Origin of the sequence: Pseudoselenomonas ruminis (genome assembly GCF_008271295.1) — a bacterium.
In the GTDB taxonomy this organism is placed as follows: domain Bacteria; phylum Bacillota; class Negativicutes; order Selenomonadales; family Selenomonadaceae; genus Selenomonas_A; species Selenomonas_A ruminis.
In genome coordinates this window covers 62,481-78,938 of record NZ_VTOY01000009.1, presented here as the reverse complement: position 1 = coordinate 78,938, position 16,458 = coordinate 62,481, and the positions used below count along the sequence as shown (strand labels likewise).

Annotated in this window: 17 protein-coding genes; 16 read left to right on the top strand and 1 reads right to left on the bottom strand. The window is 51.3% G+C overall.

The genetic code is table 11. The annotated features are described in order from the left end of the window. The first annotated feature begins 136 nt into the window (after positions 1-136). The 16 genes from cobI to FZ040_RS10315 all read left to right on the top strand — a co-directional run bounded on the left by cobI (position 137) and on the right by FZ040_RS10315 (position 15,869). Positions 137-838 (top strand): precorrin-2 C(20)-methyltransferase, encoded by a 702-nt coding sequence (gene cobI / locus FZ040_RS10390; protein ID WP_149171922.1) that lies wholly within the window; start codon positions 137-139, stop codon positions 836-838. Between the two features lie 18 nt (positions 839-856). After that, on the top strand, positions 857-1,810 hold the full coding sequence (locus FZ040_RS10385; RefSeq protein ID WP_149171921.1) for an ABC transporter substrate-binding protein: 954 nt from the start codon (positions 857-859) through the stop codon (positions 1,808-1,810). Beyond that, the gene (locus tag FZ040_RS10380) at positions 1,810-2,838 is read left to right on the top strand and encodes a FecCD family ABC transporter permease (RefSeq protein ID WP_149171920.1); all 1,029 of its coding nucleotides are present in this window, start codon (positions 1,810-1,812) and stop codon (positions 2,836-2,838) included. Before FZ040_RS10385 ends, FZ040_RS10380 begins: the two co-directional genes overlap by 1 nt. A gap of 2 nt (positions 2,839-2,840) precedes the next feature. Further along, positions 2,841-3,623 carry an ABC transporter ATP-binding protein gene (locus FZ040_RS10375; protein ID WP_149171919.1) on the top strand — a complete coding sequence of 261 codons (783 nt, stop codon included), beginning with the start codon at positions 2,841-2,843 and terminating at the stop codon, positions 3,621-3,623. Between the two features lie 754 nt (positions 3,624-4,377). After that, a complete protein-coding gene (locus tag FZ040_RS10370) occupies positions 4,378-5,769 on the top strand; it encodes a sodium-dependent transporter (protein WP_149171918.1) in 1,392 nt (463 codons plus the stop codon). A 159-nt stretch (positions 5,770-5,928) separates the two neighbouring features. Then, positions 5,929-7,191, top strand: a complete 1,263-nt coding sequence (locus FZ040_RS10365; RefSeq protein ID WP_149171917.1) for an S-layer homology domain-containing protein — start codon at positions 5,929-5,931, stop codon at positions 7,189-7,191. A 228-nt stretch (positions 7,192-7,419) separates the two neighbouring features. After that, positions 7,420-7,644, top strand: coding sequence for a FeoA family protein (locus tag FZ040_RS10360; protein ID WP_149171916.1), 225 nt, complete (start codon positions 7,420-7,422; stop codon positions 7,642-7,644). A gap of 19 nt (positions 7,645-7,663) precedes the next feature. Next, a complete protein-coding gene (gene feoB, locus FZ040_RS10355) occupies positions 7,664-9,559 on the top strand; it encodes a ferrous iron transport protein B (RefSeq protein ID WP_149171915.1) in 1,896 nt (631 codons plus the stop codon). 49 nt (positions 9,560-9,608) lie between these two features. Continuing rightward, a complete protein-coding gene (locus tag FZ040_RS10350) occupies positions 9,609-9,767 on the top strand; it encodes a FeoB-associated Cys-rich membrane protein (protein ID WP_149171914.1) in 159 nt (52 codons plus the stop codon). Positions 9,768-9,960: 193 nt separating this feature from the next. Beyond that, positions 9,961-10,176, top strand: coding sequence for a hypothetical protein (locus FZ040_RS10345; RefSeq protein ID WP_033169016.1), 216 nt, complete (start codon positions 9,961-9,963; stop codon positions 10,174-10,176). Positions 10,177-10,299: 123 nt separating this feature from the next. Continuing rightward, positions 10,300-10,482 (top strand): YjfB family protein, encoded by a 183-nt coding sequence (locus tag FZ040_RS10340; RefSeq protein WP_033169017.1) that lies wholly within the window; start codon positions 10,300-10,302, stop codon positions 10,480-10,482. A 116-nt stretch (positions 10,483-10,598) separates the two neighbouring features. Beyond that, positions 10,599-10,976 (top strand): C-GCAxxG-C-C family protein, encoded by a 378-nt coding sequence (locus tag FZ040_RS10335; RefSeq protein ID WP_149171913.1) that lies wholly within the window; start codon positions 10,599-10,601, stop codon positions 10,974-10,976. Positions 10,977-10,990: 14 nt separating this feature from the next. Then, positions 10,991-11,824 (top strand): deoxyribonuclease IV, encoded by an 834-nt coding sequence (locus FZ040_RS10330; protein ID WP_149171912.1) that lies wholly within the window; start codon positions 10,991-10,993, stop codon positions 11,822-11,824. 120 nt (positions 11,825-11,944) lie between these two features. Then, complete coding sequence (locus FZ040_RS10325; RefSeq protein WP_149171911.1) at positions 11,945-14,488, top strand: ATP-binding protein; 2,544 nt, start codon at positions 11,945-11,947, stop codon at positions 14,486-14,488. A gap of 25 nt (positions 14,489-14,513) precedes the next feature. Beyond that, positions 14,514-15,311, top strand: a complete 798-nt coding sequence (gene thiD / locus FZ040_RS10320) for a bifunctional hydroxymethylpyrimidine kinase/phosphomethylpyrimidine kinase (RefSeq protein ID WP_149171910.1) — start codon at positions 14,514-14,516, stop codon at positions 15,309-15,311. A 174-nt stretch (positions 15,312-15,485) separates the two neighbouring features. Next, positions 15,486-15,869 (top strand): addiction module toxin RelE, encoded by a 384-nt coding sequence (locus FZ040_RS10315; RefSeq protein ID WP_149171909.1) that lies wholly within the window; start codon positions 15,486-15,488, stop codon positions 15,867-15,869. A gap of 5 nt (positions 15,870-15,874) precedes the next feature. Here the strand turns inward: FZ040_RS10315 and FZ040_RS10310 are convergent, their stop codons facing one another. Then, the gene (locus FZ040_RS10310) at positions 15,875-16,408 is read right to left on the bottom strand and encodes an ECF transporter S component (RefSeq protein WP_149171908.1); all 534 of its coding nucleotides are present in this window, start codon (positions 16,406-16,408) and stop codon (positions 15,875-15,877) included. Positions 16,409-16,458: the final 50 nt, after the last annotated feature.

Sequence of the window (16,458 nt, the reverse complement as noted above, 5' to 3'; positions counted from 1 at the left end):
TCAATTGACGGTCAGCTTTTTTTGTTATGCAGGGATTGCCGTGGCTGAGGTTTGACATAGATTATCGACAGGTGTAAAATTTTGAAAGGTAATAGACATAGCATTATTTTACGAAAATATGGAGGTACCAATCGATATGCGTGGTATTTTTTATGGAATTGGCGTGGGCCCTGGCGACCCGGAACTGTTGACGGTAAAGGCGATTCGGGCCATTGAAAAGGTAGATGTCCTGATTGCGCCGAAGACGGAGAAAAAAGATGGCAGTGTAGCGCTTTCCATTGCGAAACCATATCTGAAAGATGATGTGGAGATTGTTTATCAGGTATTTCCGATGGTTAAGGGATTTGCGGAAAACAGCACGGAGGCCTGGGAGCAGAATAAGAAAGAAATTCTTGAACTCTTGGAAGCCGGCAAGAATGTAGCGTTCCTGACGCTCGGCGACCCGATGTTTTATAGCACTTATATTTATGTCTACCGGCTGCTCGAACATGAGGATATTGAAATCCAGACGATTCCGGGCATTCCGGCGTTTGCAGCAATCGGCAGCCTCATGGGCTATCCGATTGTCGAGGGCGACGATGTGCTCAGCATTGTGCCGGCAACGGCACCGCCGGAAAAGGTGGAAAAAGCCGTACAGGCGGCCGATAATGTTGTCCTGATGAAGGTCTACAAGAACTTCGATGAAGTAACGGATATGCTGGCGCGGAATGACATGGCTAAGCAGGCGGTTCTCGTCAGCCGGGCAGGCCTCCCCAATGAAAAAATCATCCGGGATATCGAGGAACACAAAGGCGAAAAACTCAACTATCTGTCGACGATTTTGACGCGGAAAAACTGAGGAAGGGTAGGTCTGGGCATGAAAAAGATACTGTTCTTAATGCTGATGGTTATGATGGCAGCCGTTATTTCCGGCTGCGGTTCTTCCCCTAGTGCAGGTGGCCCGGTTTCTTCGTCGTCTTATGCGGTGATTACGGATGATTTGGGCCGTGAGGTAGTGCTGGCGAAGAAACCCGAGCGCATTGTGGTAACGTCGGCCTCTTTTTTGGAGCCGCTCGAAGCTGTGGATGGAGCAAAGCTGGTCGTAGGCCGTCCGGATTCAAAGACGAAAATGCCCGCTTTTGCCAAGGAACTGCCGAGTGTTGGCAAAGTTTACCAGATTGATGCCGAAAAGGTTTTGGCCTGCAATCCGGATCTCGTCATCATCAACAAGGGCATGAATGAAAAGCTGGTCGATGCCTTGGAGAGCAACGGCGTCAAGACGCTCGTGCTCGACATGAAAAGCTATGAAGATGTCAAGCGCGAAGTCGGCATCCTGGCACAGGTAACGGGTGCCAAGGAGAAAGGCGAGCAGCTTGTGGCCGATATGGATGCGAAAATCCAGGCCGTTCGCGACAAAATTCCGCAGGATAAGCGCCGCGTATCGGTCATCCATAGCACGAATCAGGGCCTGACGGTTCAGCTCGAGGGCAGTATTGCCGGTTCGGTGGCAAAAATGCTGGGCTGGGAGAATGTGGCAGCCGGCACAACGCCACTGGAGAAGAATCCTGATGCGGCGCCGTACAGCCTCGAAACCTTAGTGGCGCAGAATCCGGAACTGATTTTTGTCACCAGCATGGGCAAAATGGATGCCATCAAGAGTGAGATGGATGAGGAGATGAAGGGCAATCCTGCCTGGCAGTCGGTGCAGGCTGTGCGCGAGGGCAAGGTCTACTATCTGCCACAGGACCTTTTCCTTTTGAGCCCAGGAATCCATTATCCTGAGGCAGTAGAGGTTATGGCCAAGTGTGTTTACCCTGAGGTATTCCAATAATGAAGAAAACAACGGAACAAAAACTTCCGGGCCGCAGGCCGGAAACGGACTGCTCATCCAAGCGGCGGATATCCCTTTTGGTGATATTTGCCGTTTTGGCGTGTCTGGGAGGGATAATAAGTGTTATGAAAGGGTCGGTGGCGATTCCGCTGGAGGAAATCCTGGCGGTTTTTCGTGGGGAGAGCATCGGTACCCATCAGCAGATTTTGATGAATATCCGGCTGCCTAGGACGCTGGTAGCGGCGTTGGTGGGAATCAATCTGGCGCTTTCGGGTGCAATCCTGCAGGCCATTATGAAGAATCCGCTGGCTGACCCGCATATTATTGGCATTTCGTCGGGGGCAGGACTCGCGGGAATTGTCGTCATGCTGCTGCTGCCGGAATATTCCTGGCTCATTACGCCCGTGGCGTTTGTGGGGGCGATGGGGGCTGCCATGTTGATTTATATTCTGGCCTGGAAGAATGGCATCCGGCCCATTCGCATCATTCTGGCCGGCGTAGCCGTCTCCGCCTTTTTCGGTGCGGGGATTTCTGCCATGATGATTTTTTACAGTGACCGCGTGCACAGTGCTTTGATGTGGATGGTCGGCGGGCTGTCGGCCCGGAGCTGGCCTCATGTCGAATTGCTTTGGCCTTATACGCTGGCTGGCGGTTTTTTGGCAATTCTGGCGGCCAGGCATCTTAACATTCTCCAGTTGGGAGATGAACTGGCCCGCGGGTTGGGTCTATCCGTAGAAAAAACACGGCTTTTGCTGACCGCTGTTGCGGCACTATTGGCTGCCAGCGCCGTATCGGTGGTGGGGCTTTTGGGCTTTGTCGGTCTCATTGTGCCGCATGCGGCCCGCCTTTTGATTGGTTCCGACTATCGCTATCTGCTGCCAGCGTCGGCGTTATTGGGAGCAGCCGTGGTGACGTTTAGCGACACGTTTGCCCGGACGGCCTTTGCCCCGGTGGAGCTGCCTGTCGGAATTATCATGGCGGTGCTCGGCGCGCCGTTTTTCTTGTTCCTGCTCAGAAAGGAGCTGTGATTATGGCGCTGACAGTTGAGAAGCTAGGGGTATCCATTGCCCATAAGGTGATATTGCATGACCTGTCGGTGAAATTTCCCAGCGGCAAGCGAACGGCGGTTATTGGCCCGAATGGTGCTGGCAAGTCGACCCTGCTCCGGACAGCGGCGGGGCTCAATAGCAATTACTGTGGCACGGTCCGCCTAGGGGGAACGGATATCCGGACGATTTCTCGCCGGGCGATGGCAAAGAAATTGGCGATTCTTCCGCAAGGGGCGACGGTACCGGCTGATACTACGGTGCGGCAGCTTGTCGATTATGGGCGGTTTCCGTATCGCAGCTGGTTTCGTCCGGGAAATGCCCAAAAGGATCGCGAGGCGGTGGAGTGGGCGATGGGCGTAACTAAGGTGGAGCAGTTTGCCAACCGGCAGGTGCAGACGCTTTCGGGAGGAGAACGGCAGCGGGCATTTTTGGCCATGGCGTTAGCCCAACAGCCGGAATTTTTGCTGCTCGATGAGCCGACTACGTATCTTGATATTGCTCATCAGTTAGAGGTCATGGAGATTGTGACCCATATCAAGGAGCAATACGGCATGACGGTTGTCATGGTGCTCCACGATATCAATCATGCGTTGCAATACGCCGATGAGATTGCCGTTTTGACTGATCATAAGGTGATTGCGCAGGGCGCGCCGCGGGATATTTTGACGGTCGATATGCTGGCAAAAGTATTTCATGTAAAAGCAGATATATTCACCAACAGCCAGGGGGCGGCAGTGCTCTCGCCGGTGGAGTTGGTAAGATAGGATAATCCGTTGGCTTAGGAATGAGTCAACGGATTTTTCAGGTTCATAGGGGGCGAGTCTGCTCTTCGCCGCCGCTAGGGGCTGTGCCAACACTACGCGGGAGATGTTTTCCTAAACGAAATTTTTATCCTTAATTAAGCATCGGAAAAGTTGCAAAACGCGCTTCGCTTGGACGGTAGCAATTTTCCGACGAAGGGGAGGATAAAAATTTCGTTCTTAACGGAAACCATCAAACGCTTCGTTTATGGCACTGCCCCTAGCGGCGGCTGAGGATTATAACAGGAATGAACTTTTGCGACTCATCCCCAGGCAGTAAGGGACACAGTACCATAAGCGCAGCCTTGACGTTCCGCGTTAAGCAAGAAATTTTTGCCTGCGTTCCCGTTGGAAAAGAATTTCGTTCAAGCGAAGCGCGTTTAATTTTTTCCAACTTTTAATTAAAAGGCAAAAATTTCTTGTAGCGGGTTGTCACCGGCGGAGCGTTGGTACTGTGTCCCTTGCTGCCGGCGAATTGGCTCAAAACGAGTCTCTCTAATAGATAAGGGTAAATTATCCGGCTTATGGGAAAGTGGCATCCTCGGTATACATTAAAATCGAAATGGTTTACTACGGTGAATAAAGTGCAGGAAAAACCTTAAAAGTGCATTGGTAGCGGATTAAAGTACATATTTATCTATTTGCACGAGATTTTTCTTTACATTATTGGTGTAAACTGTTATGATGGAGCAACAAAGAAAAATTTGAGGTGACTTCTATGCATGAGAATTCGAGCAGCTTTTCCGGACAGATGGGATTTGTTTTGGCTGCTGCAGGTTCTGCCGTTGGTGTCGGGAATCTCTGGCGCTTTCCGTATTTGACCGCGAAAGATGGCGGCGGACTGTTTTTGCTGATTTATTTGATTTTGGTCATGACCTTTGGTTATGTGTTGTTATCGTCGGATTTGGCCATTGGCCGCCGGACGCAGAAGAACTCCATCCGGGCGTATCAGTCGATGGATCCGCGTGCATGGTTTTTGGGGGTTCTGACCTTTCTGGTGCCCGTGCTGATTATGACCTATTATGCCGTTATCGGCGGCTGGATATTAAAGTACGCCGTGGCCTTTGTGACCGGTCAAGCCGGGGCAGCTGCGGCGGATGCCTACTTTGTGTCCTTCATTACGAATCCTTGGGAGGCCGGGCTTTATGCGGTGCTCTTTATGCTCTTGACGGCGGTGATTGTCTATCGTGGCGTCGAGAAAGGCATTGAAAAATGTTCGCGGCTGATGATGCCGGTTCTGCTTGTGGCCATCATCCTGATTGCCGGTTATTCGCTGAGTCTCAGCTACACCGATGCCGATGGTGTGACCCGCACGGGCCTTCAGGGGCTTGGCGTTTATATGATGCCGGATTTTGCCCAGCTTACGCTTGGCAAGTTTTTGCAGATTCTGCTCGATGCCATGAGCCAGATTTTCTTCTCGCTCAGCGTTTCGATGGGGATTATGATTACCTACGGTTGTTATGTGCGCAAAGATGTGAATCTCAATCAGTCGGTTTCACAGATATGCCTGTTTGATACCTTTGTGGGACTGCTGGCTGGCATGATGATTATTCCGTCGATTTTTGTTTTCTCCGGCATGGAGGGGATGGCAGCTGGTCCGAAGCTTATGTTTGTCTCACTGCCGAAGGTCTTTGCCTCCATGGGGGCTGTTGGTCCATTTATTGGCATGGCCTTTTTTATCATGGCAGGGTTTGCTGCCCTTACGAGCTGCATATCGGTCTTGGAGGCGATAACGGCCAACTGCATGGAGATTTTCCGTGCGCGCCGCGAGACGGTGACCCGTGTGCTCGGCATCGTCTATACGGTTATCAGCGTTGTGATTGCCTTGGGTTACAGTGTGTTCTACCTTGAAGTCGGGCTGCCGAATGGGACGACGGGACAGTTGCTCGATATCATGGACTACATCAGCAACTCCTGTATGATGCCGGTGATTTCCCTTTGCTCGGCTGTCCTTATCGGTTGGATTGTCAAACCGGATTGGATCATCGAGGAGATGGAACGCGATGGCAGCGTGATGCCGCGGAAATGGCTCTACCGTTTTATCATCCGCTATGTTGCGCCGGTGATTATGTTGATTCTCTGTCTGCAGGCGTTTGGAATATTATTGTAATGGGAACCTTCCCGTATTGGTGGATACCGATATGGGAAGGCTTTTTATTTTGAAGAAATAGCGAAATTTTCTCTTTGGCAAAATGTGAACAATCGCGTTATAATAGGAACGGCGACGAAAAATATCGAATCGCTCGGAAAGACAAAGGAGAAATTTTCGATGATGTTTAAGAAAATCGGTATGATAGCGGTGGCACTTACCGTGTTTTTTACAACTTCCGTCCTGGCGGCGGGCAATCCGTTTGCGGATGTTCCGGCGGATCATTGGGCGTATGAAGCCGTAACGGAGCTGGTGTCCGATGGCGTGCTCACGGGGTATGATGATATGACGCTCAAGGGCCAGCGGGAAATTACCCGCTATGAGATGGCTATGATGATAGCGCGGGCGATGGCGGCAGAAAAAGATGTGGAAGTGAGCACTCGGGATAAACAGATGATTGCTCAGCTCGCCGCGGAATTCAGCGACGATTTAAATGCATTGGGCGTTCGTGTGGCCTGTTTGGAACAGCAGGCAGATGTTGTCCAATGGAATGGCAAGGTGGAGTATACGAATAAGCAGGCAAGGACATCGGCTGCGGGCAGGCGCAGCAGCAATACGCTGCTGCTGCGTCTGGAACCATCGGCGGCCATTGAGCCTCATTGGCAGGTAAAGGCACGCCTGGAAGCTGCGCAGGAACTTTCGCAGGATGAGACGGGGACGGTGCGCTTGGAGCGCATCTATGCGCAGGGGGATTACGATGCGCTGCAGCTGACGTTTGGCAAACTGCCGCTTTATACCAACGAGGAGGGCATGCTCTGGGATGGGCAGTGTTCGGGAGCGGTGGCTTCGTTTGGCGGCGGCTTGAAACGGCAGGATGGTGCCGTGCTCACTTTGCTGGGGGGCCGCCTGAGTCCGGAGGAACTTTCGCCAGACTTTGGCATTGTTAGCGCTGAAGCTGCCGATTTATATGGAATCAATTTTGACGGTACGAAGAATAAAATCTTGGCGGGGGCAGGTGCCTATCGGCTGAAAAATGACAGCTGGGATTCGGCTTACTTTTCGGCGGGAAATACGGCCGCTATTTGGTCGCTGCATGGCGCCTACCGGTTTACTAACCGCCTGCGCCTAAGCGGCGCCTATGCAGAAAATACGAAGGCTAAGAGTCAGGATACTGCCTGGCAAACGGAACTCGATTACGGAACGTACCGGCCCGAAATGCAAGGGTCGTGGCAGCTTTACAGCGCCTATCGCCAGCTCGGAGAAAGCGCAGCGGCTGCCGGTACTGACGATGCGCTTCACTATGGGCAGAAGGGCTGGGAAGTCGGTGCAAAATATGCGCCGCTTAAAAACGTCGGCGTAATCCTCAAGTATGGCGATGGGGAACGAATCGATTCGCATCAGGGGATTAAGCAGTATTTCGCCCGCGTGGAATGTTTCTTCTAAGCCTTTACTAAGTGCATATTGGTTGACCGGTCAATTTGACCGGTCAAATTTGACAAGTCACCGGGAAGAACGGTGGCTTGCTTTTTTTTTTGAGAAAATTTCTTAAATGTAATTGATAATCCTTGACAATTGCTATTGATATACGTTATCATGTTTGAAGATAAACAATATCATTTATCCCGCATCTTTGATGCGTGCACTTATTCAATTCATTTGGGAGGTTTTTCTATGACTCTTAAAGAGGGTAAAACAGGCATGACGTTGAAAATCAAGCAGATTGACGATAGCAGCTTGAAAGAACGTCTCATGACTATGGGCCTTACGCCGGGGACGAAGGTAAAAGTCCTGCGGGCAGCTCCGCTGGGCGACCCAATCGCTATCAGCGTCCGTTCGTATAATCTGGCTCTTCGCCGCGCGGATGCAGAGAATGTTACCGTAGAGCAGGTTGGTTAAAAGGAGACGATTTAGTAAAATGGCAACAATTGCAGTAGCATTAACCGGTAATCCGAATACCGGTAAATCCACGATATTTAATGAACTCACTGGCGCCCGCCAGAAAATCGGCAACTGGCCGGGCGTAACCGTTGATAAAAAAGTCGGTTATGCACGTCATCAGGACCGTGCAATTTCCATCGTTGACCTCCCAGGTACGTATAGCATTAACGCCCGTTCTCCAGAAGAAAAAATCGTCATCGATTACCTCATGAATAACAAACTGGACCTCGTCATGGACGTAGTGGACAGCTCGAATATCGAGCGCAACTTGTTCCTGACGGTGCAGCTGCTTGAAAAGGGCATTCCCCTTTTGATTGACCTCAACATGGCCGATGATGCCGAGCGCCGTGGTATTAAGATTGATTGCCGCAAGCTTGAGGATGCGCTGGGCATGCCGGTTGTTCAGACGGTGGGCCGCAGCAGCAAGAGTGCCAGAAAACTGCTGGACATCTTCACGTCTACGGTTATGTCGAATTACGAGCCGAGCCAGTTGGTGAAGGATCATATCATCAAGGTCCAGGAGATTGAAGCCAGCGGCAAGACGGAGTCGGAGAAACAGGAAGAAATCATCGAGGCCCGTTATGCGCTGATTGATACGGTTATCGCGCAGGCAGTTACGATGTCCAATGTTGGACAGACGAAATCGGAAAAAATCGATAGATTCCTCGCCAATGGCGTTTTGGCACTGCCGATTTTCCTGGCTATTATGTACGGCGTTTTCATGATTACGTTTGAGTGGATTGGCCAGCCGATTGCCGACGCACTGGATTCGCTGATTAATGAGGACTTCCTCGATTTTGCCACCGATGCGCTCACCGATGCCGGTGTTGCTGAGTGGCTGGTTTCCCTCGTCTGCGATGGTATCATTGGCGGTGTTGGCGCTGTGCTGACGTTCGTTCCGCTGATTTTCGTACTGTTCTTCTGCCTGTCCTTCCTGGATGGTACGGGTTATATGGCCCGTATCGCCTTCATCATGGACCCGATTATGCGCCGTTGTGGCCTTACGGGTAAAGGCATCATGCCGCTGATGATGGGCTTTGGCTGCGGTGTTCCGGCAATCATGGGCGCTCGTGCGCTGGATTCGGAGAAGGATCGCATGGTTTCTATTCTCGTAACGCCGTTCCTCACCTGCGGGGCAAAGCTACCGATCATGGCCTTGTTTGCCGCCATGTTCTTCCCGGATAATGCAGCCAATGTTGTCTTTGCCATGTATATTTCCGGTGTTATCATGGCAATTATTGCGGCCAAAGGTCTTGGCTCGTCCATCTTTAAGGATAAGGGCTCGACGTTCCTGCTCGAACTTCCGCCGTACCGCATGCCGGATATGAAGTCGGTACTCTTAGAGACCTGGGATAAAGGCAAAGGCTATCTGGTTAAAGCTGGTACGATTATTTTTGCCGCTTCGGTTCTGCTGTGGGTACTGTCTAATTATAACTTCGATGGTCCTTGTGAAATTGATGAGTCGATTCTGGCTGTCCTTGGTGGCTGGATGTCCAATCTGTTTGTGTTCCATGGCTTTGCTACCTGGGAATCCGGTGCTGCACTGCTTTCGGGCATCATGGCAAAAGAGACGGTCGTTGCGACGATTGGTGTTCTTTACGGTGCCGCTGACGTCTCCACGGAAGCTGCCGATGCTGTCGAGTCTGCCGGCCAGATGATGCAGACGGGCATGGCTACAAGCTTTACGGCCCTGTCGGCGCTGGCTTTCATGGTGTTCTCGCAGCTTTACACGCCTTGTGTAACGGCGCTGGGTACTATCAAGAAAGAAGCTGGCGGCTGGAAGTGGATGGCTTTTTCCGCGGTTTACATGTTCGTTATCGCCTGGGTCGTTTCGCTGCTGGTTTATCAGATCGGACGTCTCCTGGGGTTCTGATTGGTGAATGAAACTTGGTTACCAATAATCGTTGATAGGAGGGATTTTTATGGCAACCTTTATCGTCGCTGCGGTGTTGGCTGTGGCACTGTTCTTTGCCCTTAGGCATATCTATCGCAATTTCCATGAAGGAAAATCCGATTGCTGTGGTGCATCGGAGTGCAGTGGCAGCTGTTGCGGGTGCCATTCTGTCCCCGAAAAAAAATAACAGGCTCCGGTCTTTGCGTATCTGTGATGCGCGAAGACCGGACTTTTTTATTTTTCCGGGGGCGGATATTTCAGCGAGTATTCAGATGATTGTCATAAAATTATTACAAGTTACAGCAGGAGAAAAAATCCTGCTGTCGAAGGGTTACTATGTAATGAGATAGACAGACAATAACATCACGGGAGGTTACAGTATGAGGATCAGCAAGCTTAGAAACATGTCAAAGTCGTTGTTCTGGGGCGACAGACCTTTACCTGAGAATTCCGAGATGAAGGGAGTGATTGAGACCGATAATGGCCGCACGGGACTTTTGCTGCGACTCAAGGATGGCATGTACGTGCTGGGGACAGCCGGCAGCTTATCAAAACTGAATCAGGATAAAATTCGCCGGAAACTCAAGGAAGCATAACGGCGATAAATAGACAGGACCGCCTTCATTTCGAAGGCGGCTTTTCCATGAGAGCACTTAAGTTTTACGGCGTTTTTGACGATAGAATAGATAGCACAAGGATGTGTATTAGGAGGTGCTTCTATGGATATGAGTATTGCCGCTATGTCGGTAAGCATGCATCAGGCACAGGCCGGACAGGATATGGGAATTGCCGTACTCAAGATGGCAATGGAGACGGCTGAGTCGGGACCGATGGAACTGCTCGAAGGTATGGAGCAGAGTCTTGATCCGAATCTTGGCGCGTTGGTGGATATCCAGGCCTAAGCGGAACAGCCCTTGTCTTTTGGGACAGGGGCTGTTTTTTTTGACGGCTTTTGCACTTTTGGGGCGTCTAGTGTAAACTAAGGATAGTTGTTTCTATTTTTTAGGAGGATTATACGATGGCAAACGTTCGAGCAGAAAAAGCAGTGGAGTATAAGAAAACATGCAATTGCGCCCAGGCGGTATTGCTGGCTTTTAAAGACGAGATGGGAAAATCTGAGGAAGAACTGCTGGCCTTGGGTTCCGGGTTCGGTTCCGGCATGGGTGGCATGGAAGCTACCTGCGGAGCTCTTTGCGGTGCGGCGATGGCGGCTGGCTTTTTGAATGCCTCGGCTGCGCCGACGAAAATGATGACGAAGGCAATGCTTGAGGAATTCAAGGAGAAGGCTGGCGCTACCATTTGCGGCGACCTCAAGGGAATCAAGACGAAAAAGATGCTGTGCTCCTGTGACGACTGCGTACGTCATGCGGTCGTCGCCCTGGAAAACCAGCTTTGACAGGAGGGCGTGGGATGCTTCATATTGGCAGTCATTTGTCGTTTGCAAAAGGCTATTATGCGATGGGAAAGGAAGCCTTGGCGTTAAAGGCGGATACCTTTGCGTTTTTTACACGCAATCCCCGTGGCGGCAGGGCGAAGGCCATCGATGCTTCGGATGTGGAGGCGTTCTTGGAACTAGCGTCGGCGCATGGTTTTGCAAAGCTCGTGGCTCATGCACCGTATACGATGAATCCCTGCGCGGCCAAAGAAGAACTGCGGGTTTTTGCCCGCGAGACGATGGCTGACGATTTGAAGCGCATGGAGTTCACGCCGGGCAATTACTACAATTTTCATCCGGGCAGTCATGTCAAGCAGGGCGTTGAAACGGGCATTGACCTCATCGCAGCACAGCTCAATGCGGTGCTGGTTCCCGGGCAGACGACTACGGTTTTGCTGGAGACCATGGCGGGCAAGGGCACCGAGGTGGGCCGGAACTTTGACGAGCTCCGGGCAATTCTTGATAAGGTAACGCTTCGGGAGAAGCTGGGCGTTTGTCTCGATACCTGTCATGTTTGGGATGCTGGTTATGACATTGTCCATGATTTTGATGGCGTACTGGCCGAATTTGACCGGATTATCGGCCTTGAGAAGTTAAAGGCCGTTCATCTAAATGACAGCCTCAATGCCTGCGGTTCGCATAAAGACCGTCATGCCCGCATCGGGGAAGGTCAGATTGGTCTTGAGGCATTGGCTCGCGTTATCAATCATCCGGCATTGCGGGAGCTTCCCTTTATCCTTGAAACACCGAATGACCACGATGGATATGCCGCTGAGATTGCGCTGCTTCGCAGCCTTTGGCAGAAATGATAAAAGCCGTTGCCCGTAAAAGAGGCAACGGCTTTTTTTATCGGCAGGTTTTTGGGGAACAAGAGCGAATACATTTATATAATACAAGGTTCGGATTTTAGTGGATGGGGAACGGAGACAATGAAACTTTTAGCGTATAATATCGACGACCTCAAAAAATTGGATAGTTGTTTGGAACAGTTTCGTTTCGAGTGCCCGGAACAGGTATCGGCGATTCTCTGCATGGTGATTACGAGCCTGAATGAGCCAAGGGAAATTGCGGCCATGACGGCGCGCATCAAGGAAGTGCTGCCGGACGTGCAGGTCTGTGGCAACACGACTTCCTGTGAAATTGACAATGCACGAGTTCATCACCACAGTCATGAGATTTGCTTTTATGTGTTTGAGTCCTCGGCGGTTGAGCTTTGTTTCTACGACGGTCATAAGGAAGATTTGGCGGCAGCGGCATCAGCGGTCGTGGCGAAGGTCAAAGCCGTTGAACCGGCGGCGATGGGCATGATTATCACGATGAAATCGCTCAATGGTGCGGCGGACATCTTCCGCAACCTGCGCCATTTGCCGCCGGATGTACCGATGTTTGGCGGGGCGGCAGATGCTTATGCGGATAAGATTGACAATGTGAAGACGACGCCGACGCATGTATTCACTGACCAAGGCTGTACCGACTACGGTTTCTTTGTGATGCTGTTTTATGGCGAGGATTTGCACCTTCATATTGATTCCTATCTTGGCTGGCGCGCGCTGGGAAATGAAGTCACAGTGACGGAACTCGAGTCGGATATCAGCGTGTTAAAAGTCAATGACGTAACGGTGGCGGATTTTTATAAGAAATACATCGGCGTAGCCCCAGGACCTAATTTTTTCACCTCCATCATGCCGTTTCCGCTTATGCTGAATCGCGGCGGGCATGATATCGCGCGGATACCGATTGGCTATGGGGAAACGGGGTCGGTGCTGTTCACGAGCAGCATCAATGCGGGCGAAGCGGTGCGGCTGGCCTATGGCGACCCAATGGAAATCCTGAACCAATCGCATCAGGCGCAGCTGAAAGTGCAGCAGTTTGGTCCCGAGGGGATTTTGCTGATTCCCTGCTGTGTGCGCCAGATGTATTTAAAAGACGATTTTCAGCTCGAGTTGACACCTTTTGGCGATATTGCGCCGACGGTTGGTTTTGCCTCGTATGGAGAAATCCAGCGTTTCGACGATTGTGAGGAACCACAGCTGTTAAACGGAGCCATGCTCATTGTGGCTTTCCGGGAAGGCGGCCGGGAATCGGTCGGGGCCGGCAATAAATGGCTGGACCAAAGTGAACATATCTTCAAGGATGACCGCATTACGCTGGTAAGCGGCCTGGCACATTTTGTTTCGGTAACTACGGGGCTGGAAGAAGAGAACCGCAAACTCGAGGAATCGCTGACTCGGCAAAAATTGCAGCTGCAAAAGATACGGGAACTCAACAAACTGCTAAAGGAACAGCAGGAGCATCTAGAGAAGGCCAAGGAAAAAGCAGAGGCTGCCAATCAGGCCAAGACGACGTTCCTATTCAATATGAGTCATGATATCCGCACGCCGCTCAATGCGATTATCGGTTTCACCGAGCTTGAGGAACGTCATCCCGAGGCGGTGGACGTCAATCGCGAATATCGCAAGAAGGTAAAACTGGCCAGTCATCAGCTGCTCGATATCCTGAATAATGTTCTGGAAATGGCAAGGATAGAGAGCAAGCAGATTGTCATTGAAGAAGAACTTACGAATGCCAGGGAGTTCTTTGATTCCTGGGTTTCGGTGTTTGAAGGCGAAATGAGGAAGAAGAACCTTTCCTTCAAGACCAGCTATGAAGTTGAGCATCCGTATTTGTATTTTGACCGTACCCATGTGATGGAGCTCTTGATGAATATACTCAGCAACTCGGTGAAATACACGGCCAATGACGGGGAGATATTTGCCGGTGTCCGTGAACTGCCCGGGGCAAAACCAGGAGAATGTATCGTCGAGACTACGGTGCGGGATAACGGAATCGGCATGTCCGAGAAATTCCAGGCGCAGATTTTTGAGCAGTTTTCACGGGAACGGAATTCGTCCCAGAGCGGCATACAGGGCACGGGGCTTGGCATGGCGATTGTCAAGCGGATTGTCGAGATGATGAACGGCACGATTTCCATTAAGAGCAAACTCGGCGAAGGAACGGAAATCATCATCTGCCTGCCGCACCATATTGGCGAAGAGCCAGAGGGGCAGGAGGTTCCGGAAAATCCGGAAACGGAATTTAATTTTGCGGGCAAGCGCATTCTGCTGGTCGAGGATAATGACCTCAATGCGGAAATCGCCGAGGAGCTGCTGGCGGCTTGCGGCGTTAAGGTGGAACGCGCCTGTGATGGCGTGGAGTGTGTGAACATGGTAACCAAGGCCAGGGCAGGCTACTATGATTTGATTCTCATGGACATTCAGATGCCCAATATGAACGGGTACAAGGCGACGCAAAAGATTCGCCGGCTCGATGACCCCGATAAGGCCAAAATCATGATCCTGGCCATGACGGCCAACGCCTTTAAAGAAGACCAACAGGACGCCATCAACGCCGGTATGGATGGACATATTGCCAAGCCTATCGATATCCATAAAATGTTCCAGACGATAAAGCAAGCATTGTCGCAAAAGATTTGACAAGTCAAAACAGGGGGCTATAGCTATGAATACAGCACTGACAATTGCCGGCAGTGATTCCAGCGGCGGCGCGGGGATACAGGCCGATATCAAGACGATGACGATGAACGGCGTTTATGCCATGAGCGCGATTACCTCATTGACCGCACAGAATACGGTGGGGGTTACGGGAATCTATAATGTGACGCCGGAATTTCTGGCGCAGGAACTCGATGCGGTCTTTTCCGATATTCGCCCTGATGCGGTGAAAATCGGCATGCTCTCAGACGCTGGACTCATTCGCGTCAGCGGGGAGAAATTGCAGCAGTATGGCGCCAAGCACATCGTGCTTGACCCTGTGATGGTTGCGACCAGCGGAGCACGGCTTTTGGCCGAGGAGGCGGTGACGGTGCTGGTCAAGGTGCTACTGCCGCTGGCGGAGCTCGTGACGCCGAACATCCCCGAAGCTGAGGTGCTTTCGGGTGGAAGCATAAAAAGCAAAGAGGATATGGAGCGGGCGGCGGAAACGATAGCCGCCCACTACGGCTGCCATGTGCTGCTAAAGGGCGGCCATAGCGTAAGCGATGCCAACGATTTCCTGTATGAGCAGGGCAAAGGCCGCTGGTTCAAAGGCGAGCGGATTGAAAATCCCAATACCCATGGGACCGGGTGCACGCTGTCCAGTGCGATAGCTGCCAACCTGGCGAAAGGCTATTCTCTCGAAGATTCCGTTGGCCGCGCCAAAGAATATCTATCCGGGGCGCTTTCAGCTATGCTGGACTTAGGCGCTGGTTCAGGGCCGATGAATCATGCCTTTGCCCTCACAGGAAAATTTTCGGATTAACGAATTTTAATGAAAAATAATCTTCATGAGCTTATACACGATTGAAAAATCAACCACACGGTGACCATGGAATTGACAACACCTCGCCGGCATATTATAATGTAACGCAAAGACACGCAATGGAGCGTTAAAGCCCATTGCGTGTCTGTTTTTTTATATTTAGGAGGTTTTATTATGCGCAGTTTCCCGACTTTTGCTGAACTTGAGGTTAAACGAAATGAAATCAACAGCCGCTTTCATCGCGAGACAAAGCCTTTGCTTATCGAGCGGTTTCAGGAATTTGGTTTTGTGCCGGTCAACTCCAATACCCAGGAATACATGGTGCTCACAGAAGCCAGCACGGGCAATCGTTATTTGCTGAATATCACTAAATATGAAATCCGCGTCGAGTTCGAACATGTATCCCGCCATGAACTCGTAAAAATCTGCGAAATCAGCAATCTGGCCTTATCGGCGCATACGATTATGAATATCATCATTCAGGCGATTGACTGCTTCTTGCAGTATGGCGTCGTCATGGATTACATAAAAGCACAGCATCTCGGAGTCGATGGCTGACGCAGTCAATTTTGGCGGGCACGCTTTATCACTGGCAGCAGGAGCAGGGCGGCGGCGGTATTGACGATTCCCTCGAGGAAAAGCCCGGGGGCGGAGGCAAGACCAGCGCTGAGACTGTTATAGAGCAGGGCACCAAAGGCCGTGTAGCCAACGGTCATCCAAAGGGAGGCCAGCAGGAAGGCTGCGGCGGTGCGCAAGAGATTTACGGCGCCGCCGTTTAGCTTCCAGGCAATCCAGGCCATGACGAATTTGATCAGGATAGTAGGGAGAATCCAAAGCGGAAAGCCGCCGAGTAAATCGGAAAGGGCTGAGCCGAGGCAGACGGCGAGAAAAGCCGGACGCTTTGGCAAAAGCAGCACCAGCAAAAAGATGGCAGCATCACCGAGATGCGCATAGCCGAGGGGGATTGGAATGCGTGGGACGAAGGTGGTCAGGAAAACCAGTGCGGTCATAACCGCGGTGAGGCAGATGGACTGTGTCGTCCATTTTGTCTGGTGGGAAAGGTCTTTTGGTGCATGGATGATATTTGTGTTCACAATAATTCCTTCTTTCTTGTAAAAATGACAACTTTATTGTATACTTTTACTGA

Excerpts from the sequence above, each read along its gene's own strand:
- feoB (WP_149171915.1), top strand. The coding sequence starts at position 7,664 with ATGGCAACAATTGCAGTAGCATTAACCGGTAATCCGAATACCGGTAAA.
- FZ040_RS10370 (WP_149171918.1), top strand. The coding sequence starts at position 4,378 with ATGCATGAGAATTCGAGCAGCTTTTCCGGACAGATGGGATTTGTTTTG.
- cobI (WP_149171922.1), top strand. The coding sequence starts at position 137 with ATGCGTGGTATTTTTTATGGAATTGGCGTGGGCCCTGGCGACCCGGAA.
- FZ040_RS10385 (WP_149171921.1), top strand. The coding sequence starts at position 857 with ATGAAAAAGATACTGTTCTTAATGCTGATGGTTATGATGGCAGCCGTT.
- FZ040_RS10365 (WP_149171917.1), top strand. The coding sequence starts at position 5,929 with ATGATGTTTAAGAAAATCGGTATGATAGCGGTGGCACTTACCGTGTTT.
- FZ040_RS10315 (WP_149171909.1), top strand. The coding sequence starts at position 15,486 with ATGCGCAGTTTCCCGACTTTTGCTGAACTTGAGGTTAAACGAAATGAA.
- FZ040_RS10360 (WP_149171916.1), top strand. The coding sequence starts at position 7,420 with ATGACTCTTAAAGAGGGTAAAACAGGCATGACGTTGAAAATCAAGCAG.
- FZ040_RS10335 (WP_149171913.1), top strand. The coding sequence starts at position 10,599 with ATGGCAAACGTTCGAGCAGAAAAAGCAGTGGAGTATAAGAAAACATGC.
- FZ040_RS10340 (WP_033169017.1), top strand. The coding sequence starts at position 10,300 with ATGGATATGAGTATTGCCGCTATGTCGGTAAGCATGCATCAGGCACAG.
- thiD (WP_149171910.1), top strand. The coding sequence starts at position 14,514 with ATGAATACAGCACTGACAATTGCCGGCAGTGATTCCAGCGGCGGCGCG.
- FZ040_RS10380 (WP_149171920.1), top strand. The coding sequence starts at position 1,810 with ATGAAGAAAACAACGGAACAAAAACTTCCGGGCCGCAGGCCGGAAACG.
- FZ040_RS10330 (WP_149171912.1), top strand. The coding sequence starts at position 10,991 with ATGCTTCATATTGGCAGTCATTTGTCGTTTGCAAAAGGCTATTATGCG.
- FZ040_RS10375 (WP_149171919.1), top strand. The coding sequence starts at position 2,841 with ATGGCGCTGACAGTTGAGAAGCTAGGGGTATCCATTGCCCATAAGGTG.
- FZ040_RS10325 (WP_149171911.1), top strand. The coding sequence starts at position 11,945 with ATGAAACTTTTAGCGTATAATATCGACGACCTCAAAAAATTGGATAGT.
- FZ040_RS10350 (WP_149171914.1), top strand. The coding sequence starts at position 9,609 with ATGGCAACCTTTATCGTCGCTGCGGTGTTGGCTGTGGCACTGTTCTTT.
- FZ040_RS10345 (WP_033169016.1), top strand. The coding sequence starts at position 9,961 with ATGAGGATCAGCAAGCTTAGAAACATGTCAAAGTCGTTGTTCTGGGGC.